The sequence below is a fragment of the Mesorhizobium sp. WSM4809 genome (assembly GCF_055811655.1).
Genome location: NZ_JBVVQW010000007.1, coordinates 224255 through 247722 on the forward strand (window position 1 = coordinate 224255; position 23468 = coordinate 247722).

General features: G+C 63.2%; 27 protein-coding genes and 1 tRNA gene. 15 read left to right on the plus strand and 13 right to left on the minus strand.

The features are described from left to right. Nucleotides 1-54 precede the first annotated feature (54 nt). The 5 genes from AC0L24_RS19955 to AC0L24_RS19975 all read right to left on the minus strand — a co-directional run bounded on the left by AC0L24_RS19955 (nucleotide 55) and on the right by AC0L24_RS19975 (nucleotide 4141). Complete coding sequence (locus tag AC0L24_RS19955) at nucleotides 55-561, minus strand: GNAT family N-acetyltransferase (RefSeq protein ID WP_013528996.1); 507 nt, start codon at nucleotides 559-561, stop codon at nucleotides 55-57. A gap of 298 nt (nucleotides 562-859) precedes the next feature. Next, entirely contained in the window at nucleotides 860-1498 is a 639-nt protein-coding gene (locus tag AC0L24_RS19960; protein ID WP_128287906.1) for a TPM domain-containing protein, read from the minus strand. An 8-nt stretch (nucleotides 1499-1506) separates the two neighbouring features. Then, the gene (locus AC0L24_RS19965; RefSeq protein WP_128287905.1) at nucleotides 1507-2388 is read right to left on the minus strand and encodes a TPM domain-containing protein; all 882 of its coding nucleotides are present in this window, start codon (nucleotides 2386-2388) and stop codon (nucleotides 1507-1509) included. Between the two features lie 4 nt (nucleotides 2389-2392). Beyond that, nucleotides 2393-3244, minus strand: coding sequence for a TPM domain-containing protein (locus AC0L24_RS19970; protein ID WP_128287904.1), 852 nt, complete (start codon nucleotides 3242-3244; stop codon nucleotides 2393-2395). 258 nt (nucleotides 3245-3502) lie between these two features. After that, entirely contained in the window at nucleotides 3503-4141 is a 639-nt protein-coding gene (locus tag AC0L24_RS19975) for a LemA family protein (RefSeq protein WP_127269647.1), read from the minus strand. A 162-nt stretch (nucleotides 4142-4303) separates the two neighbouring features. On the opposite strand from AC0L24_RS19975, the gene AC0L24_RS19980 reads away from it, so the two are divergent. From AC0L24_RS19980 to AC0L24_RS20005, 6 genes are all read left to right on the plus strand, one after another. Next, on the plus strand, nucleotides 4304-4555 hold the full coding sequence (locus AC0L24_RS19980; RefSeq protein WP_127269645.1) for a hypothetical protein: 252 nt from the start codon (nucleotides 4304-4306) through the stop codon (nucleotides 4553-4555). A 13-nt stretch (nucleotides 4556-4568) separates the two neighbouring features. Next, nucleotides 4569-5453 (plus strand): pyridoxal kinase PdxY, encoded by an 885-nt coding sequence (pdxY, locus tag AC0L24_RS19985; RefSeq protein WP_473564087.1) that lies wholly within the window; start codon nucleotides 4569-4571, stop codon nucleotides 5451-5453. Beyond that, complete coding sequence (locus AC0L24_RS19990) at nucleotides 5450-6220, plus strand: DUF429 domain-containing protein (protein ID WP_473564088.1); 771 nt, start codon at nucleotides 5450-5452, stop codon at nucleotides 6218-6220. Before pdxY ends, AC0L24_RS19990 begins: the two co-directional genes overlap by 4 nt. A gap of 148 nt (nucleotides 6221-6368) precedes the next feature. Next, a complete protein-coding gene (locus AC0L24_RS19995) occupies nucleotides 6369-7013 on the plus strand; it encodes a carbonic anhydrase (RefSeq protein WP_023811712.1) in 645 nt (214 codons plus the stop codon). Then, a complete protein-coding gene (locus AC0L24_RS20000; RefSeq protein ID WP_127269640.1) occupies nucleotides 7010-7444 on the plus strand; it encodes a nuclear transport factor 2 family protein in 435 nt (144 codons plus the stop codon). The genes AC0L24_RS19995 and AC0L24_RS20000 overlap by 4 nt, the downstream gene beginning before the upstream one ends. Before the next feature lie 95 nt (nucleotides 7445-7539). Continuing rightward, nucleotides 7540-9594 carry a M3 family metallopeptidase gene (locus tag AC0L24_RS20005; protein ID WP_473564089.1) on the plus strand — a complete coding sequence of 685 codons (2055 nt, stop codon included), beginning with the start codon at nucleotides 7540-7542 and terminating at the stop codon, nucleotides 9592-9594. Nucleotides 9595-9742: 148 nt separating this feature from the next. Here AC0L24_RS20005 and AC0L24_RS20010 read toward each other — a convergent pair whose 3' ends face one another. The 4 genes from AC0L24_RS20010 to AC0L24_RS20025 all read right to left on the minus strand — a co-directional run bounded on the left by AC0L24_RS20010 (nucleotide 9743) and on the right by AC0L24_RS20025 (nucleotide 14344). Beyond that, nucleotides 9743-11236: a M81 family metallopeptidase gene (locus AC0L24_RS20010; protein ID WP_473564090.1), complete on the minus strand. Its 1494-nt coding sequence runs from the start codon at nucleotides 11234-11236 to the stop codon at nucleotides 9743-9745. 24 nt (nucleotides 11237-11260) lie between these two features. Then, nucleotides 11261-12085 carry a carbohydrate ABC transporter permease gene (locus AC0L24_RS20015; protein ID WP_013528984.1) on the minus strand — a complete coding sequence of 275 codons (825 nt, stop codon included), beginning with the start codon at nucleotides 12083-12085 and terminating at the stop codon, nucleotides 11261-11263. Next, entirely contained in the window at nucleotides 12082-12951 is an 870-nt protein-coding gene (locus AC0L24_RS20020) for a carbohydrate ABC transporter permease (protein WP_473564091.1), read from the minus strand. The genes AC0L24_RS20015 and AC0L24_RS20020 overlap by 4 nt, the downstream gene beginning before the upstream one ends. A 160-nt stretch (nucleotides 12952-13111) precedes the next feature. Next, a complete protein-coding gene (locus AC0L24_RS20025) occupies nucleotides 13112-14344 on the minus strand; it encodes an ABC transporter substrate-binding protein (protein WP_127397148.1) in 1233 nt (410 codons plus the stop codon). A 269-nt stretch (nucleotides 14345-14613) separates the two neighbouring features. Between AC0L24_RS20025 and AC0L24_RS20030 the strand changes: the two genes are divergently transcribed. The 3 genes from AC0L24_RS20030 to AC0L24_RS20040 are packed head-to-tail and all read left to right on the plus strand — an operon-like array spanning nucleotide 14614 to nucleotide 17310. Beyond that, entirely contained in the window at nucleotides 14614-15348 is a 735-nt protein-coding gene (locus AC0L24_RS20030; protein ID WP_127811303.1) for an SDR family oxidoreductase, read from the plus strand. A 2-nt stretch (nucleotides 15349-15350) separates the two neighbouring features. Beyond that, nucleotides 15351-16418 (plus strand): ABC transporter ATP-binding protein, encoded by a 1068-nt coding sequence (locus tag AC0L24_RS20035; RefSeq protein ID WP_127268068.1) that lies wholly within the window; start codon nucleotides 15351-15353, stop codon nucleotides 16416-16418. 10 nt (nucleotides 16419-16428) lie between these two features. Next, the gene (locus tag AC0L24_RS20040) at nucleotides 16429-17310 is read left to right on the plus strand and encodes a MurR/RpiR family transcriptional regulator (RefSeq protein ID WP_127268067.1); all 882 of its coding nucleotides are present in this window, start codon (nucleotides 16429-16431) and stop codon (nucleotides 17308-17310) included. Between the two features lie 19 nt (nucleotides 17311-17329). Here AC0L24_RS20040 and AC0L24_RS20045 read toward each other — a convergent pair whose 3' ends face one another. Together AC0L24_RS20045 and AC0L24_RS20050 are read right to left on the minus strand one after the other, a co-directional pair. Next, the gene (locus AC0L24_RS20045) at nucleotides 17330-17647 is read right to left on the minus strand and encodes a DUF167 family protein (protein WP_127268066.1); all 318 of its coding nucleotides are present in this window, start codon (nucleotides 17645-17647) and stop codon (nucleotides 17330-17332) included. Nucleotides 17648-17660: 13 nt separating this feature from the next. Beyond that, the gene (locus AC0L24_RS20050; protein WP_023811703.1) at nucleotides 17661-17951 is read right to left on the minus strand and encodes a YggT family protein; all 291 of its coding nucleotides are present in this window, start codon (nucleotides 17949-17951) and stop codon (nucleotides 17661-17663) included. A 256-nt stretch (nucleotides 17952-18207) separates the two neighbouring features. Between AC0L24_RS20050 and AC0L24_RS20055 the strand changes: the two genes are divergently transcribed. From AC0L24_RS20055 to AC0L24_RS20080, 6 genes are all read left to right on the plus strand, one after another. Then, nucleotides 18208-18283, plus strand: a tRNA-Ala gene (locus tag AC0L24_RS20055). Nucleotides 18284-18631: 348 nt separating this feature from the next. After that, nucleotides 18632-19381, plus strand: a complete 750-nt coding sequence (locus tag AC0L24_RS20060) for a helix-turn-helix domain-containing protein (RefSeq protein ID WP_127808774.1) — start codon at nucleotides 18632-18634, stop codon at nucleotides 19379-19381. A gap of 427 nt (nucleotides 19382-19808) precedes the next feature. Then, entirely contained in the window at nucleotides 19809-20873 is a 1065-nt protein-coding gene (locus tag AC0L24_RS20065; protein ID WP_127268064.1) for a SagB/ThcOx family dehydrogenase, read from the plus strand. 68 nt (nucleotides 20874-20941) lie between these two features. After that, the gene (locus AC0L24_RS20070; protein WP_127268063.1) at nucleotides 20942-21196 is read left to right on the plus strand and encodes a hypothetical protein; all 255 of its coding nucleotides are present in this window, start codon (nucleotides 20942-20944) and stop codon (nucleotides 21194-21196) included. A 4-nt stretch (nucleotides 21197-21200) separates the two neighbouring features. After that, nucleotides 21201-21461, plus strand: a complete 261-nt coding sequence (locus AC0L24_RS20075; protein ID WP_127329798.1) for a hypothetical protein — start codon at nucleotides 21201-21203, stop codon at nucleotides 21459-21461. Nucleotides 21462-21572: 111 nt separating this feature from the next. Next, entirely contained in the window at nucleotides 21573-21893 is a 321-nt protein-coding gene (locus tag AC0L24_RS20080; RefSeq protein WP_127808773.1) for a hypothetical protein, read from the plus strand. Nucleotides 21894-22042: 149 nt separating this feature from the next. Here AC0L24_RS20080 and AC0L24_RS20085 read toward each other — a convergent pair whose 3' ends face one another. Both AC0L24_RS20085 and exbD read right to left on the minus strand, forming a co-directional pair. After that, nucleotides 22043-23002, minus strand: a complete 960-nt coding sequence (locus AC0L24_RS20085) for a TonB family protein (RefSeq protein WP_127808772.1) — start codon at nucleotides 23000-23002, stop codon at nucleotides 22043-22045. Beyond that, nucleotides 22999-23466, minus strand: coding sequence for a TonB system transport protein ExbD (exbD, locus tag AC0L24_RS20090; protein ID WP_127808771.1), 468 nt, complete (start codon nucleotides 23464-23466; stop codon nucleotides 22999-23001). The genes AC0L24_RS20085 and exbD overlap by 4 nt, the downstream gene beginning before the upstream one ends. Nucleotides 23467-23468 lie beyond the last annotated feature (2 nt).

Here is a 23468-nt window from a genome sequence, read left to right on the forward strand (position 1 = left end):
CGGCGAATGGTGCTGGCTGAAATCGGGAGAGGCAATGGCCGAAAGGCCGGGCTGTCATTCCCAGACGAAAGCAACCTTCTTGAGCGCCTTCTGCTCGAAGATCTCGACGCCCTCGGCTACATCGCGGCCGCCGGCGCCGGCATAGAAGGCGAGTGCGTTCTGGTTGTCTTCCAGCGCCCACACGACCATGCCTTTCAGCCCGTGATCGGCCAACCGCGCCTTGGCTGCCGAAAACAGGCGGCTGCCGAGCCCGATGCCCTGATATTCCGGCCGCAGGTATAATTCGTAGATTTCGCCTTGCTGCCTGAGTTCACGGGCGCGGTTCTTGCCGATCGTCGCATAGCCGGCGATCTTTCCGCCGATCTCGACCACCAGAACAGTGGCGGCGCGGCGAATCGCATTTGCCCACCAGTCGGCACCTCGACGGTTGATCATCGATGTCAGGGTGCGGTGCGGAATGATGCCGGAATAGGCGCCGCGCCAGGCCTCCAGATGCACCTCGGCGATGGCACTGGCATCGCGCGGGTCGGCTTTCCGGATGTCGATCGTCAGCGTATTCATGATTTGTTAACCATAAACCCGCATCGCCCGATTGCAAGAGTCCCGGCGGCCCGCCGGCTGCTTTCTCACAGGCGATCATGACACTGATGACATCAGGCAAAGCCTGCTTGAAAACGCGCTCAGCCGAGGCGGATGGCGTGGGCTTTCGAGAACCGGAGCGGAGCGTAGCTTTACACGTGAACGCCGGCCGAAGCCTGCCTGCCAAGGCCGCTCATGAGTGAGTGCTTCGGCCGGCGAAGGCCGGAAGCGCAGAAAACCGCGTCAGGCGTCCGGCTGAGTAGCGTTTGGAGGCGGGCTTTCAGATTTCGACCAGATGGTCGTCAAGTTCGTTGCTGTCGCCCACTGTGACCGGGAAATGCTCGGCCAGCACCGCACCCACCTGCTCGATCGCCTTGACGAAGCCGTCGGCAAGCCGGTCGTCGCCGGCATGCGCGGTAAGATCGCGCACGACACCGTCCCAGACATGCTGGCCGACCTTGGCGTCGATGCCCGAATCGGCAACCACTTCGGCATAGCGTTCCGCGATCGAGACGAAGACCAGCACGCCGGTGCGCGCCGTGGTGCGGTGGACGTTGCGGGCAAGGAACTGCTTGATCGCGTTGGCGTGCGCCGCCTGGTAGCGCAGCCGCCTCGGCACCAGATGGATGCGCAGGCCGGGCAGCGCCCACAACAAGGCCAGCACGCAGGCAAGCGCCAGGAGCTGGGCGAGGACGAAATGCGGCAGCCGGATCGACAGCCACCAGGCCTCCAGACCGTAGCCGACCGCCAGGCTGACGATCAGCATGTACACGGTCGCCATGAAGGCGGCCGGGAAGAAATAGCCGTCGCTGGCATGCGCCACGACGCAGTAGATCTCGCCGTCGGTTTTCTCCTCGGCGGCGCGGATCGTGGTTGCGATGCGCTCATGATCCTGCGGGCTGATTGGTCGTGTTGCCATGATATGTCTCACCAGCTTCCTGAAGAACCGCCACCACCCGATGAGCCGCCGCCACCGGAAAACCCGCCACCGCCGCTTGATCCCGAAGACCAGCCACCACCGGAGCTCCCCGACGACCAGCCGCCCGAAGACGAACCCGTTGTCCAGCCACGGCTGCCCGAGTACCCGCTCGGCCCACGGCCGTAACGAAACGTCATGCCCAGCCATCTGTACACGCCCGGCGACAGCTTCGTGCCGAACATCGGCGGCAGGAACGCCATCGCCAACCCGCCGAAAAACATCGTCGCCCACAGGATCAGGAACACGGCAACGATCGGATCGATGGACGTGCCGTCATCGGCGGGATTGCGCTTGCCTCGCGCTTCCAGTTCTTCGGGATTGCCCTCCAGCACCATGACCATGTCATCGACGGCTTTGCTGATGCCGCCGGAGAAATCGCCGGCGCGGAAGGCCGGCACCATGTCGTTTTCGATGATGAGCTTGGTATGCAGGTCGGTCAACGTACCTTCCAGCCCATAACCGACCTCGATGCGCATCTTGCGGTCGTTCGGGGCAACCAGCAGGAGCACGCCATTGTTCTCGCCCGCCTGGCCAAGTTTCCAGAAGCGGAACAGGCGGTTGGCGTAGGGCTCGATCTCCTCGCCATCGAGGCTGGGGATCGTCGCGACGACGATCTGGTCGGAACCTTTTGTCTCGAAACCGGCAAGCTTCCGCGTCAGCTCCGCCTTCGTCCCGGCATCGATGATGCCGGCATTGTCGACGACACGGCCGGTCAGCGCCGGCAGGTCGGCCGCGTAGGCCATGACGCAGGAGAACAGCACGACCGCGGCAATCAGGACAGCCGAGGCGAGGCGGTCGCGTTCCGACAGGCTGATGCTGGGTATCGTCATGCCATCACCAGCTTCCCGACGAGCCGCCGCCGCCGGACGAACCGCCGCCGCCGGAAAAGCCTCCACCGCTGCTTGACCCCGAAGACCAGCCGCCGCTGGAACTTCCCGACGACCAGCCACTACGGGAGGATCGCCGGCTTGGCTCGAAGGTCATGCCGAGCCAGCGGTAACGGCCGGGACCAAGCTTCTGGCCGAAGATCGGCGGCAAGATGGAGACAGCAAGACTGCCGACCATAATGGTTATCCATATGCCGATGAACACGGTGAAGAACAGGTCGTCGGACTCGAAGGGCGCCTGCTGGTTGCGCTCGCCGCGCGCCTCCAGCTCCTCCGGATTGCCTTCCAGCACCATGACCATGTCGTCGACGGCTTTGCTAATGCCGCCGGAGAAATCGCCGGCGCGGAACGCCGGCACCATGTCGTTTTCAATGATCAGCTTGGTGTGCAGGTCGGTCAGCGTACCTTCCAGCCCATAACCGACCTCGATGCGCATCTTGCGGTCGTTCGGCGCAACCAGCAGCAGCACGCCGTTGTTTTCCTTCGCCTGCCCAAGTTTCCAGAATCGGAACAGGCGGTTGGCGTAAGGCTCGATCTCCTCGCCCTCGAGGCTCGGGATCGTCGCCACGACGATCTGGTCGGAGCCTTTTGTCTCGAAATCGGCAAGCTTCCGTGTCAGCGCCGCCTTGGTCGCGGCATCGATGATGCCGGCATTGTCGACGACACGGCCGGTGAGCGCGGGGAGATCGGCGGCGAGGGCGGTGAAGGGGAGGAAGAGGAGGCTTAGAAGAGCGAAAAGGAACCCTAGGCTTGCATTCCGGGGCGCCCCCCTCTGCCCTGCCGGGCATCTCCCCCTCAAGTGGGGAGATTGGCCGCCATCTCCGCTTTCTCCAATTTTCAACGTCGCAAGATCGGCGTCAGCGCCGAAGCTGCCAATCTCCCCCCTTGAGGGGGGTGAGGACTGATCCGCGTAGCGGACGGGAAGCCAATTGCTTGGCTTTCCGAACGACGAACGCCCGAAGCGGCAGCGAAGGGCCGGTTCCGGTAGGACAGAGGGGGGTGTTTGCACGCCAGCAGCCCGTCATTTCGCGGGATTTATTCCGATGACAGTCGACGTTCACCCGCCCTGCTTCGTGCCGAAATCGACCTTCGGCGGCTGCATCTTGTCTTCGGCGACAGTGAAATTGGCGAAGGGCTCATTGCCGCGGAACCAGAAGGTCGCCCACAGCACCGAGGGGAAGGTCCTCAGCGTCAGATTGTAGTCCCTGACCGCCTGGATGTAGTCGCGCCGCGACACCGCGATGCGGTTCTCGGTGCCTTCGAGCTGGGCTTGCAGCGCCAGGAAATTCTGATTGGCCTTGAGGTCGGGATAGGCCTCCGAGACCGCGATCAGCCGCGACAGCGCGCTGGTCAGCCCCGCCTGGGCATCCTGAAACTTCTTGAGGGCTTCGGGATCCTTCAGCGTTTCCGGTGTTACCGTGATCTGCGTTGCCTTGGCGCGTGCCTCGACCACCGCGTCGAGCGTATCCTTTTCGTGCGAGGCATAACCCTTCACCGTCTCGACCAGGTTGGGGATGAGGTCGGCGCGGCGCTGATACTGGTTCAGCACCTCGCTCCATGCCGCCCTGGCGTTTTCTTCCGCTGTGGGGATGGTGTTGTAGCCGCAGCCGGCAAGCAGCGGCAGCACGATCGCCATCATCAGGAAGGCGGGCAGCGTGCGGAAAATGGACGGCGAGGCAAGGCGCTGGGCAAACATGATGGGGTCCCTCGGTAGAAGTTGCACGCGAAGCATTACCACAATCAGCGCGCAAGAAAACCGCCCGGGCCGGCAGCCCCTCGCCTGCCATGCCCAATGCCGCTGCAAGGGTCTGTGATTGGCCGTACGAACGCGATAAGGTCCGCAAAACGGGACATCATCATGGCGGAGCGCCAGGACAGCGAGAAGGAATCGCGCCGTATCCTCGAGCGCATCGCGCACGAGACAAATCCGGCGGGCGACTCGTTTGCGGGGCGGGCCGCGAAAGGCATGCGCGATCACGTCACCGCGGCCGATGCCGATCGCGCCGATCCGATCGAAGTCTGGGGCACCCGCTTTGGCCGCACGCTGGGCCTGCTGCTGGCGCTGGGCCTGATGGTCTGGCTCGTGCTTTACGTCATCCGGGGCAGTTAGGAATCAAACGACAATGAGCGCCGAACAAACCGACGCGCCGCGTGCGGTCATCGTCATTTCCAGCCATGTCGCGCGCGGCTCGGTCGGCAACCGTGCCGCCGTGTTTGCGCTGGAGACCCTGGGGTTCCCGGTCTGGGCGGTGCCGACCGTCATCCTGCCCTGGCATCCCGGGCATGGACGGGCAACGCGGATCGTACCGCCGCTCGACCAGTTCAAGGCGCTGATGGCCGATCTCGAGCGGGCGCCATGGCTGGGTGAAGTCGGCGCCGTGTTGTCCGGCTATCTCGGCGAGGCCGGCCAGGCCGAGGCCGTCGCCTCGCTGGTCGCCGCGGTGAAGGCAAGGACACCCGGCGCCGTCTATATCTGCGATCCGGTGATGGGTGATTCGGGCGGCCTCTACGTGCCCGAGCCGACAGCCATCGCCATGCGCGACCGGCTGATGCCGATCGCCGACATAGCCACCCCCAACCGCTACGAACTGGAATGGATGGCCGGCGCCGTGTTGCCCGACCTGAAATCGGCGATCGCGGCAGCGCTCCACGCCGGACCATCGACCATGCTGGTCACCTCTGCGCCGTCGATGATGACGGGCGGCACCGGCAATCTGCTGCTCGATAGCAGCCAGGCGCTGCTCGCCGAACATCGCCTGATCGACAAGCCGCCGAATGGCCTGGGCGATCTGACGGCGGCCGTCTATCTGGCACGTATCCTGTCCGGCCAGCCGCCGGTCAAGGCGCTGCAATCGACGACGGCGGCGGTCTACGAGATCCTGGCGCGCACCGCCAAGCGCGGCGGCGACGAACTGCAGCTCGAAACCGATGCGCAGAGCCTGTCGCATCCGATGGCGATGGTCCAGCTTCGCCACCTCACGCATCCGGGGCGGGGCCGCCGGGCGTGACGTCGACTGAGACCGTGCTTGTCGGCGTCGACGGCTGCAAGGCCGGCTGGATCGCCGTCCGGCGCGCTTCTGGCATGGCACCGTCGGTCGGTGTCTTCGCAACCTTCACCGCCCTGCTCGCATCCCTTCCCGAAAACGCTGTCATCGCTGTCGACATGCCGATCGGCCTGCCCGACTTGTCGGGCAAGGGCGGGCGCGGCCCCGAAGCGCTGGTGCGGCCACTGCTCGGGGCACGCCAATCCAGCGTCTTCTCGATCCCCTCCCGCGCCGCGCTCTATGCGGAGACCAATGATTTCACCACCATCGAAGCCTGGTATGCCGCGCACATCAGGGCAAGCGAGGTGGCCCTGACCACATCCGACCCGCCGCGCGGCGTCTCGATCCAGGCCTTCGGCATTTTTGCCAAGATCCGCGAGATCGACGCCCTGCTGATCGCGCGACCCGGTCTGCGCGGCCGTGTGTTCGAATCGCATCCGGAAGTCGCTTTCTGCCGCCTGAACGGCGATCAGGCCATGCAACTGCCGAAGAAAGTCAAGGGCAGCATCAATCCGGCCGGCATGGCGGAACGCAAGGCTCTGCTTTGCCGGCATGGGTATGACACGGCCTTTCTCGACCAGCCGCCACCGCGCGGCGCCGCCGCCGACGATTTCCTCGACGCGGCCGCGATGATGCTGATCGCCGGTCGCATCGCCAGCGGTGAGGCACGGCCGCTGCCCGACCCGCCGGGCCGCGACAGCTTTGGCATTCCTGTCGCCATCTGGGCGTAACGCTGTTGGCCAAGGTTGCGCTCGATGCATGGCATTTCTAGCCAGCCCTCATAATTCTGCATTGCTCGCGACCGGCTTTTGCCGCTAGAGCCTCTCTAGACCGCAACGAGCTGCCGCATCCAACCCGGAAAGGCTCCAGACGCCGCCCATGTCCCATCTCCCTGAACATCTTCTCGCCGGCTACCGCAATTTCATGAATGGCCGCTATCTCACAGAGAGCGGGCGCTATCGCGATCTCGCTCGGGAAGGCCAGGCGCCGGAGACGATGATCGTCGCCTGCTGCGATTCGCGTTCGGCGCCCGAGGCGATCTTCGACGCCGGGCCCGGCGAACTCTTCGTGCTGCGCAATGTCGGCAATCTGGTGCCGCCCTATGCTCCCGATGGCGAGTTCCATTCGACCTCGGCGGCGCTTGAATTCGCCGTGCAGAGCCTCAAGGTCAAGAACATCGTCGTCATGGGCCATGGCCGCTGTGGCGGCATCCGTGCAGCGCTCGACACCAATTCCGCGCCGCTTTCGCCGGGCGACTTCATCGGCAAGTGGATGAGCCTGATCGCGCCGGCGGCCGAAACCGTCTCCTCCAGCACCTTCATGACCGCGTCGGAGCGCCAGACCGCGCTGGAGCGCATCTCGATCCGCTATTCCATCGCCAACCTCAGAACCTTTCCCTGCGTCTCGATTCTCGAGGGCAAGGGGCGACTGTCGCTGCATGGGGCCTGGTTCGATATCTCGACCGGCGAACTCTGGACGATGAACAAGGAAACCGGCGATTTCGAACGGCCGGAGCTGGGATGAACACAGCGGCGCGCAAGGTGGTAAACATCAGGTCGGCCGCTTTGACGGCGGCCGCGCTGCTGATAGCGATTATTGCCGCCCGCGCCGATGATCGTGCCCTCATCAGCCGCTGGTATTCGGCGCTGCTGGTCGCCGACCGCACCGAACTGTCCGACCTGCTCGCCGATGATGTCCGCATCAAGCTGGACGACCTTGGCATCGTGCAAAGCAAGCAGGAATTCATCGCCTCGATGGACGAATGGAAAGGTGCGGTTGCGGGCGCAGCGATCCGGCATCGGATCGAAAAGAGCGAAGGCGGGGTCACCACCGTGGTCGCCTGCTACGACTTTCCCAACAATGACAAGCTCATGCATGAGACTTTCGCGGTGACCGACGACCGCATCACCGCCAGTTCGCAAGCGGCAATCGCCGAGACGTGCGACGGCTTCTGACGCCATCCTGAGGGCCGAGCCGTTGCGCCTTGCGAGGCCTCGCCCTACATCGGGGACGACCAAACCTCTCCCCGTCAACGATCGAAAGACTGTCCATGCCTTCCACGAAAGCCGTCGACCTCGCCGCCCATCCGCTGACCGCGTGGCAAGGGCCGCTCGGCCTGCCCGATTTCACGCGCATTGGCGATGGCGACTTTTCCCCGGTCTTCGACGCGGCGCTGAAGGCGCACGAGGCCGAGATCGAGGCGATCGCCGGCAACAAGGATGCGCCGACCATCGAGAACACGCTTGCCGCGCTGGAACTCGGCGGCGAAGCGCTCGATCGCGTCTCGTCGATCTTCTGGTGCCGCGCCGGCGCCTACACCAACGAGACGATCCAAGCGCTGGAGCGCGACATCTCGCCGAAAATGTCCAGGCATTTCTCGGCGATTTCGATGAATGAGCGGCTGTTTGCCCGCATCGACGATCTCTACCAGCGCCGCGAGAGCCTGAAGCTCGACGCAGAGACCCTGCGGGTCCTGGAAAAGACCTGGAAGGGTTTTGTCCGCTCCGGCGCCAAACTCGATGCCGACGGCAAGAAGCGGCTGGCCAAGATCAGCGAGGAATTGTCCTCGCTCGGTACCAGCTTCGGCCAGAATGTGCTGGCCGACGAGAGCGACTGGGCACTGTTCCTCGATGAGGCCGACCTTGCCGGCCTGCCGGACTTCGTGAAAAGCTCGATGGCCGAAGCCGCCGAGATACGCGGCCAGAAGGGCCGCTACGCCGTCACCCTGTCGCGCTCGATCTACGAGCCGTTCTCGACCTTCTCCGAGCGCCGCGATCTGCGCGAGATCGCCTTCCGCGCTTTCACCATGCGCGGCCAGAATGGCGGCGCCACCGACAACACGAACGTGGTGCGCGACATGCTGCGCCTGCGCGCCGAGAAGGCAAAGCTGCTCGGCTACGCCTCCTTCGCCGCGCTGAAGCTCGATGACACCATGGCCAAGACGCCGAAGGCCGTGCACGCGCTGCTCGATCCGGTGTGGGAAAAGGCGCTGGAGAAGGCAGCAAGCGACCAGATCGAATTGCAACGGCTGGCGACGGAGGCCGGCAGCAACGAAAAATTTGCTGCCTGGGACTGGCGTTTCTACCAGGAGAAACTGCGCGCGGAAAAATTCGCCTTCGACGAGGCGGAACTGAAGCCCTATTTGCAGCTCGACCGCATCATCGACGCTTGCTTCGATGTGGCGACACGGCTGTTCGGCATCACCTTCGAGGAGAAGAAGGGCATCGCTGCCTGGCACCCCGACGCCCGCGTCTTCGTGGTGAAAAATGCCGACGGCAGCGAGCGCGGCCTGTTCCTCGCCGATTATTTCGCCCGGCCCTCGAAGCGCTCCGGCGCCTGGATGAGCGCGCTGCAGTCCGGCTACAGGCTCGGCCACGGTGCGAGCCCGGTGATCTACAACATCATGAACTTCGCCAAGCCGCCGGCCGGCGAGCCCGCGCTGCTGTCGGTCGACGAGGCGAAGACGCTGTTCCACGAGTTCGGCCACGCGCTGCACGGCATGCTGACCGACGTCACCTGGCCGTCGGTAGCCGGCACCTCGGTCAGCCGCGATTTCGTCGAATTGCCCTCGCAGCTCTACGAGCACTGGCTGACCGTGCCGGCGGTGCTGGAAAGACACGCGCTGCACGTCAAGACCGGCAAGCCGATGCCCAAGGCGCTGCTCGACAAGATGCTGGCCGCGCGGACTTTTGGCGCTGGCTTTGCAACAGTAGAGTTCACCGCATCCGCGCTGATGGACATGGCTTATCACGCACGGCCGGATGCGCCTGAAGCACCACTTCGTTTCGAAACCGAAACGCTTGCAGAGCTGCACATGCCGGACACCATAGCCATGCGCCACCGCACCCCGCATTTCGGCCATGTCTTTTCCGGCGAAGGCTATTCGGCCGGCTATTATTCCTACATGTGGTCGGAAGTGCTCGATGCCGACGCATTCGCCGCCTTCGAGGAGACCGGCGACCCCTTCAACCCGGCGCTCGCCGAACGGCTGCGCAAGAACATCTACGCCGCCGGCGGTTCGAAGGATCCGGAAGAACTCTACACCGCATTTCGCGGCAAGATGCCGTCGCCCGAAGCGATGATGGTGAAGCGGGGATTGGTGTAGCACCGGATAATCTCCCCCCCTCGAGGGGGAGATGGCCGCGAAGCGGCCAGAGGGGGTCGGTTCGACCGGGCTCGGCCTGCTGCGGCAGAAGAAGGTTGGCGCATTACGTCAGGCGACCCCCTCTGTCGGCTTCAGCGACATCTCCCCCTCAAGGGGGGAGATTGCCAGCATCCTTCCAAGGATCCGTCACCCTTGGCCACACCGGCCGCGTCAGCTTGGTATAATTCGTCACCGCCGGATTGCTGGGATACGAACTCGGCGCCGAGACATAGATGATCTCGGCGGCGATCGGCTCGAAGCCGGCGTAGAAATGGTTGGTCGACTTGATCAGCAGCATGTCCTTGGTCATCGGATCGACGCCGATGTTGGAAAAGATATCCGGCTCGAAGGTCTGTGTGCGGTTGGTGTTGAGAATGATGTCGACCTCGGTGCCTTCGAGGCGGACCAGCGCCGTCGGCCCCAGCGTCACCCGGCTTGGCCCGAAACTCTGCCAGCCCTCCGCAACCGCTTTCAGCACGCGCACGCGCGCGTCGATCGGCTCGCCGGCCTGTGGACCGGCCTTGCCGCCGAAGCGCAGATCGATGACCGCGCCTTCGCCCGCCGCCAGGCAGAAGGTGACCGCGATCGGATCCCAGATCGTCGCCACGGCGAACCTGTCCAGGCCACGCGCCAGCATCTGGCGCAGCACGAAGGTGCCGTCGCCGGGCACACCGCCGCCGGGATTGTCCCAGATATCGGCGATGACCACCGGCTTGCCCGGATTCTCGGCGCGCACGGCCAGCGCCCGGTCGATGCCGTCGGCGGCGCTCAGCATCGTCATCGCCGTCTTTTCGCGCAGCGCGTAGAGTTCCCGCCCGAGCCTTTCCGCCAGCGCGTCACCCTTGGCCTTGTCATCGTCGGTGACGACCAGGATGCGCGTGCCCATCTCGGCCACGTCGGCCGCCATGAAGCCATGGATGACCGAGACCGACAGCACACCATCCTTGCCGTGCAGCGCCTTGATGCGGTCGACGAAAGAGCGCATCGGTTCGCGGCTGGTCGGCAGCACCTGGATCATGCGGCAGTCGAAACTCGAGATGACCGGCTTGATCTCGCCCCTCGCCGCCGCAAGGCCAAGCTCGACGACGTGTTCGCCGCGCTCATAGAAATCGGTGTGCGGAAATTCGAGGAAGTAGGCGAGGATGTCGGAGGCCGCCACGCGCTTCGGTGTCAGATGGCTGTGCGGATCGAGTTCCACGGCGATCACCACCTCCGGCCCGACAATTGCGCGAACCCGTTCGAGCAGGTCGCCTTCGCAATCGTCATAGCCTTGCGCCACCATGGCGCCATGCAGGCCGAGGATGACGGCATCGACCGGCAGCGCTGCCTTGAGTTGGCCAAGGATCTCGTCGCGCAGCGCCTCATAGGTCTGCCGTTGCACCAGGCCGCCCGGCTCCGCCCAGGTGGCGGTGCCCTCGATGACATCGAGGCCTTCGGCCGCTGCCCGCCGGCGCAGCGCCACCATCGGCGAGGAGCACAGCGTCGGCGTGTCCGGATGTTTGCCGGGCCCGGCATAGAAGGCCATCTCGAACGAGGCCCTATCGGTCGGCACCGGCGAGAAGGTGTTGGTTTCCGTCGCCAGCGAGGCGGTGAAAATGCGCATGAAAGCTCCGTCCGTGAATAGGCGTTATTTGACCGCCCCGAGCGCCAGCCCGCGAACGAGGTAGCGCTGCAGCCAGATGAACAGGATGGCCACCGGCAAGGTCGCCAGCAGCGTCGCGGCCATGACGTGGTGCCATTCGATGGTGTAGCGGCCGGCGACCAGCGAAAACACCTGGATCGGCAGCGTATAGCTTTCCTGGCTGCGCAGCATGGTGAGCGCCACGACGAATTCGTTCCAGGCATTGATGAAGGTGAAGATCGCGGTCACCGCGATCGCCGGCAGGCAGAGCGGCAGGAACACCTTGCGCAAGGTCAGCCAGCGGCCGGCGCCCTCCATCCAGGCGGCTTCCTCGAGATCGCGCGGAATGGTGTCGAAATAGCTCTGCAGCATCCACACCGTGAAGGCGACGTTGAAGGCCATGTAGATGAAGCCGAGCGCCGTCGTGCTCTCGACCAGGCCCCAGGCCGCCATCAGCCGGAACAGGCCAAGCACCAGCACGATCGGCGAGATCATCTGCGAAATCAGCAGGAACTGGCGCAAGGCGCCGTAGCCGGCAAAGCGGAAGCGCGACATCGCATAGGCCGCCGGAACCGAGATCAGGATGGCGCCGACCGTGGCGATCACAGACACGTAGAGCGAATTGAGCAACGCCTGGCCGAAGCCGGTCGCCACCCACATATCGGAAAAATTCGACCAGCGGAATTCGCTCGGCCACCAGGTCGGCGACAGCACTTCCTGCCTCGGCTTGACCGCGGTCAGGAACATCACCGCGAAGGGAAAGAGCGTCACCACGATCAGCGGCGCCAGCAGCAGCCAGGCGATGATGGAGCGTTTCAGCTTGCTCGTCATGTGCGTTGCTCCCGCATCGCCAGCCGCACATAGATCATGGTGAAGACCAGCAATATGGCGAACATCACCAGCGACACCGCCGATGCTTCGCCCAGCTTGCCGACGCGGAAGGCCAGCTTGTAGAGATGGGTGACCAGGATATCGGTCGAGTTGGCCGGGCCGCCCTGCGTCATCACCCAGATGATCGGGAAGGAATTGAAGACGTAGATGGTGTTGAGCACGATGGCGATGTTGATGAACGGTTTCAGGAGCGGAAAGGTGATTTCGCGGAACTGCTGCAGCGGCGTCGCCCCTTCGAGCGCCGCCGCCTCGTAGAGATCGTCCGGAATCGACGACAGCCCGCCGAGAAAGATCGTCGTCGTGAACGGCACCGTCACCAGGATACCGATCAGCACCTGCATCGGGAAAGCGGTCTCGGCGCTCGCCAGCCATTGGATGTTGTGATCGATGAGCCCGAGGCCGATCAGCGCCGAATTGAGCATGCCGCTTTCGCCGCTCAGCGCCCAGCGCCAGACCACCGCGGTCATGGTCAGCGATACCGCCCAGGGCAGCATGATGATGACGCGGGCGATGCCGCGGCCATAGAAATCGGTGTTGAGGATCATCGCCACCGGGATCGACAAGAGAAGCGCACCGCCGACCACCATCACCGTCCATTGGCCGGTGCGCCAGAGCGCGGCCGTGAAATCGGGATCGGCAGCGAGTGCCGCGAAATTGGCGAAGTCGTTGAAGTCGCGAAGCTGGCCGAAGCGGCTGACCTCATGCGTCGAGATCTGGATCAGGTCCCAGACCGGCCAGAAGATGACCACCGCCGCCAGAAACACGCTGGGCAAGGTCAGGAGATAGGGCAAGAAACGATTTTGCATCTGCTGGCCTGCAACCTCGGCGTGCTGGATCAGAAGGTTCTGCTTATGCGAATTTCGGATCCGCCGCACCGGGCCGGGAACCTAGGTGTGGCGCGCCCCGCCTGAGTCTGGGGCGCGCCACGGGCGCAGGGAGATACGCCCTATTTCTTCAGCACGGCCTCTATTTCTTCAGCACGGTGTTGGCCTTGGCGGCCGCGTCCTTCAAGCCCGCCTCAGGGTCGCCGCCGAGATAGATCTTCTGCATGGCGTCCGACGTGATCTGGGCGACTTCTTCCCAGCCCGGGATGACCGGCGCGAAGCGGGCGTCGGGCAGCAGCGCGGTGAACGCCGCCAGATCGGCATTGTTGACGTAGTAGTCCATCTTGGCCTCTTCCTTGTTCACCGGCAGGAAGCCTTCGCCTTGCGTGAACTTGGCGCGCTGCTCCGTGGTGAACAGGAAATCGAGCAGCTTCCAGGCTTCGTCCTTGTTCTTGGAGTTCTTGAACATGATGATGGAATCGGTCACGCCATAGGTGCCGCGCGCGCCGGTCGGGCCGGCGGGGATGGCTGCCACGCCGTATTTCAGGTTCGGCGCCTCGTCCTTGATCTGGTTGGACAGGAAGGGTGCGGTGATCATCATGCCGACCTTGCCCTGCTTGAACAGGTTCTGCACGTCTTCGCGGTTGTTGGAGGTGACGCCGGGTTCGGTCAGGCCTTCGTCGATCATCGACTTGTAGAGCTTGGCGGCCTCAAGCGCACCTGGCGTGCTCAGGCCCGAAGTGCCGTCCTTGTTGAGGATCTCGGTGCCCTGCGACCACATCGCATAATAGTAATAGACGTCGGTCTCGATCTCCTTGCCCTGCAGGCCGAAGCCGAACGTGCCCGACCCCAGGGCCTTGATCTTGCGCGCATCTTCCTGCAGCTCGGTCCAGGTTGCCGGTGGCTTGGCGATGCCGGCTTTCTCGAACAGCTCCTTGTTGTAGTACATGGCGCGCGCCGAGGCCGCGATCGGCAGGCCGTAGGTCTTGCCGTCCATGATCGAGGGCGACAGGAAGGTGTCGATGAAGCGGTCCTTGAAGTCGGGCTTGATGTAGCCGTCGAGCGGCTCGGCGACATCCTGCTGGACGAAGTCGATCAGCCAGCGCGTGCCGATGATCGACAGATCGGCATTGGTGCCGGCGGTGATGTCGGTGGTCAGCTTCTGCAGCAGCACATCCCACGGCACCACTTCGAACTTGACGGTGATGCCGGGGTTCGCCGCCTCGAATTCCTTCTTGACGTCGGCGAAATAGGGAGCAGTCTTGGCGCTGTACTCGGCCACGGTGACCCGCACCTCGCCCGCATCCGCCTGCGCCGCAATTGCCAGCATGCTCATTCCGGCCATCAGGCCGACAGTCCATTTTGCAAGGCTCATTTGATCTCTCCCATTGGTGTTGCGCCTGCGCGCCTCTCCGTGCCGGAGCAGAAGATTTATGTGACTTTCCTACATTATCGATGATTTGAAGGCGTGCAAGCGGATAATTGTGTTGCTTAATTACATTTACAGGCCTAGGCCTTATGCGATTTGTCAGAACTCCCGGAGGATGACGCACGGTGGTTTCGCAATCCGAGTTCGAGGGCAGGGCCGAGTTCGAAGGCAGGGCCGAGTTCGAAAGCAGGGCCGAGTTCGAGGGCAAGACCGTCGTGGTGACGGGGGCCGGCGGCGGTCTCGGCACGGCCATCGTGGCGCTGATGGCGCAAAGAGGCGCCAGGGTCGTCGGTTGCGATCAGTCAAGCGAGGCGCTGAACAGTCCGCACCTTGCCTCCCGCCATGTCTTCGATCTTCTCGACAAGGCATCAATAGCGACGGCGATCGGCGCGATCCTCGACCGGGATGGTGTGCCCGACATTCTCATCAACAATGCCGGCTGGACGCGTGCCGAGACGATTTCGGCGCTCGATCCCGACAGAATAGAGCAGGAACTCGATCTCAACCTGACTGGCGTGATGAATTTCGCCGACCCGCTGGTCAAGGCGATGGCTGGCCGCGGCTCGGGCAGCGTCGTCTTCATCTCCTCGGTCAACGCCATCGCGCATTTCGGCAATCCGGCCTATGCCGCCGCCAAGGCCGGCATCAACGCCTATGCCAAGGCGATCGCCGTCGAGCTCGGCCGCAGCGGCCTGCGCGCCAATGTCGTCTGCCCCGGATCGATCCGCACCGCCGCCTGGGACCACCGCCTTGCCAAGGATCCCGAAATCCTCGGCAAATTGCAGCGGCTCTATCCGCTCGGCCGCATCGTCAACGCCGCGGAAGTGGCGGAAGCCGTCGCCTTCCTTGCGTCCGATCGCGCATCGGGAATAACAGGCGTGGTGATGCCCGTGGACGCGGGACTGACCGCCGGCTGCCTGCCCTTCATCGACGACATCCTGGGAGCGTGACAATGACCGATGTCGAGTTTCGCGATCTGTCGAAATCCTTCGGCCAGCACAAGATCCTCGAGAACATCAGCCTCGATATCAAGAGCGGCGAGTTCGTCGTCCTCGTCGGCCCGTCCGGCTGCGGCAAGTCGACCTTGCTGCGCATGCTGGCCGGCCTGGAGACGATCACCTCCGGCGACCTGTTGATCGGCGGCGTGCGCGCCAATGCGCTGCCGCCGCAGCAGCGCAACATCGCCATGGTGTTCCAGTCCTACGCGCTGTTTCCGCATCTGAAGGCTGCCGACAATATCGGCTTTGGCCCGAAGATCCGCGGCGAGACGCGCACGGTGATCGATGAGAAGGTCAAGAAAGCGTCCGGCGTCCTCAATCTCTTCTCCTATCTCGACCGCTATCCCCGCCAGCTGTCGGGCGGCCAGCGCCAGCGCGTCGCCATGGGCCGCGCCATCGTGCGCGAGCCGTCGGTGTTCCTGTTCGACGAGCCGCTGTCCAACCTCGACGCGCAATTGCGCGTGCAGATGCGCGTCGAGATCAAGGCGCTGCACCAGCGGCTGAAATCGACGATCGTCTACGTCACCCACGACCAGATCGAGGCCATGACGATGGCCGACCGCATCGTCGTGATGGACCGCGGCAGAATCCAGCAGGTCGGGGCGCCGCTGGAACTCTATGACAGGCCTGCCAACAAGTTCGTCGCCTCCTTCCTCGGCTCGCCGTCGATGAGCTTTGTGTCCGGTTCGCTCAAGACGACGCTTGAGAAAACCTGGTTCGAATCGGCCGGTGGCGGGCGGCTTGCGCTTGCCGGCAAACAGGTGCCGGCGGACAGCGCGGTGGAGGCTGGCATCCGGCCCGAGCATTTTATCGTCGGCGAGGCTGTCGACGCGATGGCGATCAGAGTGGATGTCGTCGAGCCCACCGGCTCCGAAACACATGTCTATGGCGCTATCGGTGCTGATACGGTACGCGCCGTGTTCCGCGACAGGGTGCCGGTCAGGCCGGGAGACCTGCTGCCGGTCTCGGTCGACCCCGGCAACATCCATCTGTTCGACAAGGCAACGGGCCTGCCTCTATGAGAATAGCAGCATGAAGACGCCGGCCGACATCATCACGCGCCTGCAGCTGATGTCGCAGGACGGGACCAAGTCGGATCGCAAGCTGGCCGGCTTCGTGCTGGCAGACCTCGATTTCGTTTCCAAAGCGGCGATTTCGGAAATTGCCTTGCGCGTCGGTGTCAGCGAGCCGACGGTGACGCGGTTCTGCCGCAACCTCGGCTGCGAGGGCCTGCGCGACTTCAAATTCTATCTGGCGCAAGCCATCGCCATCGGCGGCCAGTATCTGTCGCCGGAGCCGTTGAGCCGCGATGCCCGCGAACAGCGCATCGCTTCCGCCATCACCGAAGCGGCGATATCGGCCATCCAGCGCGCCAGCGAGAACCTCGACATGACGACGCTGGTCGCCGTCGCCGCACGCATCGCTGTTTCCGGTAATGTGCTGTGCATCGGCTCCGGTGGCATTTCGTCCATGATGGCGACCGAAATGCAGAACCGGCTGTTCAGGCTTGGCGTGTCGGTGCTGGCGCAGATCGACGGACAGTTGCAACGCATGTACGCCGCCGTTGCCACCCCCGACACCACGCTGATCGCCTTCTCCGTCTCCGGCTATGCCAGATCGGTCATCGATGCGGTGCAGGTCGCCCAGCAATATGGCGCCACCACGATCGCCATCACCCCGCCGGACTCCGCACTCGCCAAGGTCGCCGACACGGTCATCCATTTCCAGTCGCTCGAGGACGGCAATATCTATAAGCCGACATCGTCGCGCTATGCGCTGCTGTCGATCGTCGACATGATCGTCACCTCGGTCGCCGAGACGCGCGGACCGAGGGTTTTGGAGAATCTGCGCCGCATCAAGCAGAGCGTGAACACGTTGAAAGTCGACGATCCGCGTTTGCCATTGGGCGATTGAACCCCTGCGGCCAAGGACATCAGGATTGATGGCCGAGCGCCTCGATGCTTTTCGCCAATTTCGCCGGATCGCCTTCAATGCGCACGGTCTTCAGCCGCGCGGTGCCGCCGGCGACAACCGAGACAGCGGACCCGGGCACGCCCAGAGCCTTGGCCAGCAGCTTTTCGAGCGCATGATTGGCGGCGCCGTTTTCCGGCACGGCGCGGACGCGCGCTTTCAGATGGCTTCGCCCGTCCGCCGTGGCCTCGAAGCCTTCGAGCCTGTCCAGCGCAGCCTTTGGCGTCAGCCGGACAAACAGCTCGGCGCCGTTTTCGCGCAGGCGAAACGGCGTGCTCATAAGGTCATCCTGCTCACAGGATCAGAGGCGCCACCGTGGTGAGCAGAAACTGCCGCAGGAAGAACAGGATCAGAAGCAGGATGATCGGCGAGATGTCGATGCCGCCAAGGTCCGGCATGAAGCGGCGGATAGGCCGCAACGCCGGCTCGGTCAGCCGGTAGAGCATGTTGCCGATGGAACCGACGAACTGGTTCTTCGAATTGACGACGTTGAAGGCGTAGAGCCAGGAAAAGATCGCCGAGGCGATGATGATCCACCAGTAGAGGTCAAGCGCCATGACGATTGTTTGAATGAGGGCGAGCATGCCGGTCTCCAATTGTTGCCGACATGTAGCCATTGCACGCGAAACCGGCAAGGGCCGCCTTTCTGTGGGGCGCCAATACCGGCCCGGTCGGACTGTAGGGCATGTCGCCGACACCCCAACGAAGGCGCGAATACACAAAACCGGCAAGGGCCGCTTTCCGCCGGCGCCAGATCGACGCTTGACGGCACTGGATTTCGGCAAACCTCCGCCTTGACAGGAAACCGCGGCGCCCGATAAATGCGCCCATCCGCTGGACGGGGCTGTAGCTCAGCTGGGAGAGCGCGTCGTTCGCAATGACGAGGTCAGGAGTTCGATCCTCCTCAGCTCCACCAGCGGAATAATTCTCCACGCTCCGCGCCAGATGCCCATCTCCGCGCCAGATGCAGTCCGCGACGCTCGTCCCGGCTTGCCCCCGCGGTTGGCATTTGCTGTGCCGGCGCGCCTTAAAAGGCCGCGCTACATCGCCTATTTCGCAATATCCGGCAAAACTTTTGTCAATTGGACTTATGGCGGAAGAGCTCGCTGATTGTTTCCGTTTTTTTTGGAAACCACCCCACTAAATTGACGTTACCAAATCAGTTTTTTCTGTGCGTTGTGACCAGGGCGTTTCGGCGGGGGCGACCGGAGACGCTATATCGATTTCGAGTCGAAATGAAAAATCCGCCTGCGGAAGCAAAGACGTGTCAATTCGCGACAATCTCGCTGCAAACCTTAGACGGCTGTGCAAGGACCATGCCTCCGTAAGTGCGGTATGCCGTGAGCTGCGCATCAATCGCACGCAGTTCGAACGCTATCTGCAAGGGCAGACCGTTCCCAACAAAGCTACCGCCAAGCTGATATGCGATTACTTTCGGATCGACGAAGCCGAACTGTACCAGGATCCCGGCGCACCCGAGCTGGCGATGCGTGGCCTGCCGCCGGTTTCCGAGAGCCTGTTCAACCAGATGATCCGCCCTCCCAGTCCTTCGATCGCGGGCGGCACCTATTTCACCTATTTCTCGATCCCGGGCCGCCTCGACCTCCTGATACGCTCGGTGACCTTCGTGCGGCGCGAAGCCGAACTGGTCACCTTCCGAAGGGTCACCGGATGGTCGGAGCGCCGGGGATCGACCTGGGCACGAGCGCGCGGCAATCACTATGGCGTGGCGATCTCGCGGCTGAACTGGATCTATTTCAGCGGCATCAATCGCCGCCAGACCGGGGAGCCGTCGCTGATCTCCGTGCAATGGGCTCCCATCTCCGAACCGGTGCTGATGGGCAAGGCCATGCTTCTGACGGAGGCCGGCCCGGCATTCGTGTCCGTCATCATGCGGCGCGACATTGCCAACATCCACCCAAGGGATGCCATCAGCATGGCGCATGTCATCAATCTCGACGATCCGGGCGTCGATCAACTGGTTGTCAGCCTCACCCGGGACGGGTTGGGCTAACCCCTCGGATCGCCGTGTCTTACGCCAAATAAGAATAAGCGTATGCCGATTAAGCGTATGCCAACGATTGTCTACTCTGTATGTGAATAAAATCGATATTTTACACTTTAATGCCAGGAAAGATAATCCACGGGTTCGTCTTAGGCTCGTTGTTTTACTATAATTTTAACAAACCATTAACTCTTCCGACCTTACCTTTCTTCACGCGGATCCCGTTCCGGGGGTCTTTCAACGGATCCCAAATGGGGTCAGGAAAGGGATGAAAATGGCCAAGAAAGTGACCAATGCTCCGAAGCTGACGATTGCCGCCGGCACGCAGACCGTCTTCTTTTCGCAGGGCATGCACTACAACAAACGCTGAAGCCGTTCTGCGCCGACGAGCGTCTTGCTTGTCGGCGCCTCGGCTCCGCAGATGGCAACCAGCTTCATGAAAATGCGCTCTTCGAAAACGCTTGTTTTCTACCCCGGACCGAACAAGGTCACGGCATGCAACTTCCTGACCAGAAGCGTGTTTGAATGCAGCCCCGAGATGGTCGGCCTTCTCGCATCGTGGGACAAATGGGCATCGACGGCGGACATTGCCCGCGCCCATGGATGGTCGAAGTCCGAGTTGAAGGCTGTCGTTCCCCAGTTGCTCGATTTCTCCGCGCTGGTCACAGCCGGATCGCCTCTCGCCGAGCAGGAGGAACAGTTTTCAGGACAATGGAGTTGGGGGCTTCCGACGGCGCTGATGCATTTCTGCGTCCAGGACAGCGAATACATGACCATCGAGCAAGCGGAAGAGCGGCAGATAGAACGCGCCGGCCATACGCCGCAGCCGAACCTCATGCTCAAGAATTCCGCAGGCGCCATCCAGCTGCCGAATGCACTGGAAGACAATGAACTTCTCAGCTTGATGGCGCGGCGCCGCACCAACCGCACGGCGGCTCAGCCCACCATCACGGCCAAACAGCTTTCCGATTGCCTGTTCGCAGGGCTCGGCATCATCGGCGAGACCGCCAATTGCGTTGGCACCCTGCCGCTCGGCATGACCCCTTCAGGCGGCGCGCGAAATCCCTATGAGGCCTATGTGGTCGCGCTCGGCGTCGATGGCCTCGAACCCGGTGTCTATCACTATTCCGCCGCGGATCACGACCTTGGCAGGATTTCCGCAAACCATCTGCCGAAAATCTCCGAACTGGTCGGCGGACAGGAGTGGGCCGACGCCATGCCGTGCCTTGTCCTGCTTTGCGCCAAGCTCGATCGCACGATGTGGAAATATGAGGACGCCAACGCCTATCGTGTCGTGCTGATCGAGGCCGGCCATATCGGCCAGAACATCATGCTGGCAGCGACCAATCATGGCCTGTCGGCATGTCCGACAGCCGCGCTCAGCCATTCCGCCATCAAGCGGCTGCTTGGTCTCGACAGTTTCACCGACGCACCGATCTATGCCTTGACCCTCTCGACGCCGGAAAGAGATCCGTCCACGGCGGGCCAGTCCATCAATTAGTCGACCAACTATGTGCATCACAGCCAGTAACGCGTTCCCCAGGGTATAACCGGAGACAGGAGCAGCACGTGCCAAATCAATCCTTACGCCAGTCGGAAATCGATAGCCTTCAATATATTTCGTCGATGACCAATGAGCTCGTGCAGATGGCCGAAGCAAGCCGTTTTCCGATGATCTCCTATCTGCTGGGCATGGCCTATGCAGAGGCCTTCGACGTTCTTCGCGGCGCACGGCCGGCCAGGCATGCGCAGCTCAGCGGCAACCCGCTGCACCCCAAGGCGCAGGCAAAGGACACTCGGGCCGCCCAGCCACGGAGAGCGTAGCGACATGCAATCGTCAGCCGCATGCGCGGTGGCCGGCTCGACCTCCCGGCCAAACCGCTGGGAGACGCTGTGCGCGTTGCAAAGCCTGCTGCCGTTGCTGAAGAAGGCCGCGACGGACCTGCGCCGCGCCGACATGGTCTACTGGTTCGAGCAGGCCGATGCCGAGGTCGCCAACATCATCAGGGGCCACCCCTCCGATGCAACCGCAATCCCGGCCCTGATTGCATCCTGCCCGCAGGACCGGCATCCGGTCGCTCAAGCTTGATGCATGTCGCCCGCCAAAACGCGACGCGGCCGCTGAAAATGCTCTGATCACCAGTTTTTCAATTTCAGACCGGAACCTATTGCGCGTCTGGAATGCCCAGGGGACCTGCACATGAACATGATAGCCAACATCAGAAGCGTCGATGCCAGGGAAAGCGTTTTCAGCCGGCTCGACGTCTTGGTCGCCAGGCGGCCGCCATCGCCTGACGCGGCGCGGGTCGAGGCCCGCCAACTCGTCTCGACGGCGATTGCCGACAGCTGCCAGGCCGACAGTCTCTGGGGTACAGTGGACGCTTTCCACGCCCATTTCGACTTCATGATGCAGACCATCGAGATCAACGGCGCCGATGACCCGGGCCTCGGGCCCTTGCGCACGAAATGCCGTTTCTATCTCGAACAGGTCGAGGCCCTGAGTCTGTCACTGGCCTATTGACAGGCCGGCCCGAACAAATTCGGTCCTAGAGCAATTCCAGGAAAAGTGTGAAACGGTTTTCCCGGGAAAACGCAGAGCGTTTTCCCTTGGAATTGCGTCAAACCAAAGAATTAGAGCAGTTAGCCGTTTCCGTGAAACGGTGAACTGCTCTAGTTGCGCAGGCTGAACACGAACGGCGCTGTACGGCTCAGACGCGAGCCGAGTTCCGGTGGCGGTTTCGGCACCGTGGCGCCTTGCAGCACGGCGAGCGCCGCACGGTCCAGATCCGCATCCCCCGAGGAACGAGAGAGCCTGGCAGACAGGACCCGGCCGGACGAGTCGACCGTGAATGCGACATATGGCCTGCCCTCCACGCGTCGGGCCTTGGCAGAGCTGGGATAGCGTGTGTGCCGCTTGATCCAGGCGCCCAGACGGGAGTCCCATTTGCTGGAGTCGCCGGAGCGAGACGTCGATTCCGCCGCCTTCGGCGCGGCGGTCTTGGCCGCGGGCCGTGCGTCGGCGCTGGCGAAGGTTGCCGTCTTCGGCGGAGCCGCCTTCTCCTTCTTAAGCCGCGGCTTGGGCTTCTCGACAGGCTTCTTCGCCTTGGCCTCGACCGGTTTCTTGTCTTTGACAATTTCGACCGGTTTCGGCTGCGGCAAGGGAATGACGACGTCTGGCGTGACAGCCTCGACCACATCCGGGATGACCTCATCCGGCGGCGGCTGATCGACCTGTTCGGCCGTTTCGGCCTGGGTAGGTTCGGTCGGGGTGGGTTCGGCCTCGTCTGGCGCGACCGCTTCCGGCGGCTCGACAACCGGCTCCGCCTTTTCGACCGGTTCTTCAGGTGTCGGCTCGGTCGTCGGTGTCGGTTCGGTCTGATCTGGCGTCACCGCGTCCAGCGCGGCGACCTGCTCTTCCACGGCCGGCATCACCACCATCGGTGCCATCTCGATCATCTGCGCGGGGGGTGGACCGCCATCCGCTTCGGTGACCATTGTGAGGTTCTGCACTGCATAGGCGACCGCGACATGGGCTCCAAGGACCAGCGCGGCAGCACCGGCCCACAAGCCAAGGTCGCGCCAACCGAAGCGCGACAGCTGGACCGAGGGCACGGCGACCGCTTGCGTCATGGCGCCGCCGCACCAGTGGCTGCGGGCGCCGGGGCATTGGACGCGGGAGCCGTCTCCAGGCCGACCAGCGCGATCTTCAGATAGCCGGCACCGCGCAATAGATTCATCGCCTCCATCAGGTCGCCATAGGCGACCGCCTTGTCGGCGCGCAGGAAGATGCGTGTCTGCTTGTCGCCCTTGGTCTTGGCGTCCAGCGTCGTGGCGAAAGCCGGGCGCGGCACGCTGTCATTGCCGATCGCCAGCGTCAGATCGTCCTTCAGCGTCAGGAACAGCGGTGTCTCGGGCCTCGGCGCGGGCGTTGCGGTCGAACCAGGCAGGTCGACATTGACATCCACCGTGGCCAGCGGTGCCGCGACCATGAAGATGATCAACAGCACCAGGATGACATCGATGAACGGGGTGACGTTGATCTCGTGGCTTTCCTCGAGATCGTCATCAATGGTCTGTCGGATTCTGCTTCCCATGG

What these genes read in the sequence shown, in the direction of transcription:
- AC0L24_RS19955 (WP_013528996.1), bottom strand. Translation starts at nt 561, where the DNA reads ATGAATACGCTGACGATCGACATCCGGAAAGCCGACCCGCGCGATGCC.
- AC0L24_RS19960 (WP_128287906.1), bottom strand. Translation starts at nt 1,498, where the DNA reads ATGGCAACACGACCAATCAGCCCGCAGGATCATGAGCGCATCGCAACC.
- AC0L24_RS19965 (WP_128287905.1), bottom strand. Translation starts at nt 2,388, where the DNA reads ATGACGATACCCAGCATCAGCCTGTCGGAACGCGACCGCCTCGCCTCG.
- AC0L24_RS19975 (WP_127269647.1), bottom strand. Translation starts at nt 4,141, where the DNA reads ATGTTTGCCCAGCGCCTTGCCTCGCCGTCCATTTTCCGCACGCTGCCC.
- AC0L24_RS19980 (WP_127269645.1), top strand. Translation starts at nt 4,304, where the DNA reads ATGGCGGAGCGCCAGGACAGCGAGAAGGAATCGCGCCGTATCCTCGAG.
- pdxY (WP_473564087.1), top strand. Translation starts at nt 4,569, where the DNA reads ATGAGCGCCGAACAAACCGACGCGCCGCGTGCGGTCATCGTCATTTCC.
- AC0L24_RS19995 (WP_023811712.1), top strand. Translation starts at nt 6,369, where the DNA reads ATGTCCCATCTCCCTGAACATCTTCTCGCCGGCTACCGCAATTTCATG.
- AC0L24_RS20000 (WP_127269640.1), top strand. Translation starts at nt 7,010, where the DNA reads ATGAACACAGCGGCGCGCAAGGTGGTAAACATCAGGTCGGCCGCTTTG.
- AC0L24_RS20005 (WP_473564089.1), top strand. Translation starts at nt 7,540, where the DNA reads ATGCCTTCCACGAAAGCCGTCGACCTCGCCGCCCATCCGCTGACCGCG.
- AC0L24_RS20010 (WP_473564090.1), bottom strand. Translation starts at nt 11,236, where the DNA reads ATGCGCATTTTCACCGCCTCGCTGGCGACGGAAACCAACACCTTCTCG.
- AC0L24_RS20015 (WP_013528984.1), bottom strand. Translation starts at nt 12,085, where the DNA reads ATGACGAGCAAGCTGAAACGCTCCATCATCGCCTGGCTGCTGCTGGCG.
- AC0L24_RS20020 (WP_473564091.1), bottom strand. Translation starts at nt 12,951, where the DNA reads ATGCAAAATCGTTTCTTGCCCTATCTCCTGACCTTGCCCAGCGTGTTT.
- AC0L24_RS20025 (WP_127397148.1), bottom strand. Translation starts at nt 14,344, where the DNA reads ATGAGCCTTGCAAAATGGACTGTCGGCCTGATGGCCGGAATGAGCATG.
- AC0L24_RS20035 (WP_127268068.1), top strand. Translation starts at nt 15,351, where the DNA reads ATGACCGATGTCGAGTTTCGCGATCTGTCGAAATCCTTCGGCCAGCAC.
- AC0L24_RS20040 (WP_127268067.1), top strand. Translation starts at nt 16,429, where the DNA reads ATGAAGACGCCGGCCGACATCATCACGCGCCTGCAGCTGATGTCGCAG.
- AC0L24_RS20045 (WP_127268066.1), bottom strand. Translation starts at nt 17,647, where the DNA reads ATGAGCACGCCGTTTCGCCTGCGCGAAAACGGCGCCGAGCTGTTTGTC.
- AC0L24_RS20050 (WP_023811703.1), bottom strand. Translation starts at nt 17,951, where the DNA reads ATGCTCGCCCTCATTCAAACAATCGTCATGGCGCTTGACCTCTACTGG.
- AC0L24_RS20065 (WP_127268064.1), top strand. Translation starts at nt 19,809, where the DNA reads ATGAAAATGCGCTCTTCGAAAACGCTTGTTTTCTACCCCGGACCGAAC.
- AC0L24_RS20075 (WP_127329798.1), top strand. Translation starts at nt 21,201, where the DNA reads ATGCAATCGTCAGCCGCATGCGCGGTGGCCGGCTCGACCTCCCGGCCA.
- AC0L24_RS20080 (WP_127808773.1), top strand. Translation starts at nt 21,573, where the DNA reads ATGAACATGATAGCCAACATCAGAAGCGTCGATGCCAGGGAAAGCGTT.
- AC0L24_RS20085 (WP_127808772.1), bottom strand. Translation starts at nt 23,002, where the DNA reads ATGACGCAAGCGGTCGCCGTGCCCTCGGTCCAGCTGTCGCGCTTCGGT.
- exbD (WP_127808771.1), bottom strand. Translation starts at nt 23,466, where the DNA reads ATGGGAAGCAGAATCCGACAGACCATTGATGACGATCTCGAGGAAAGC.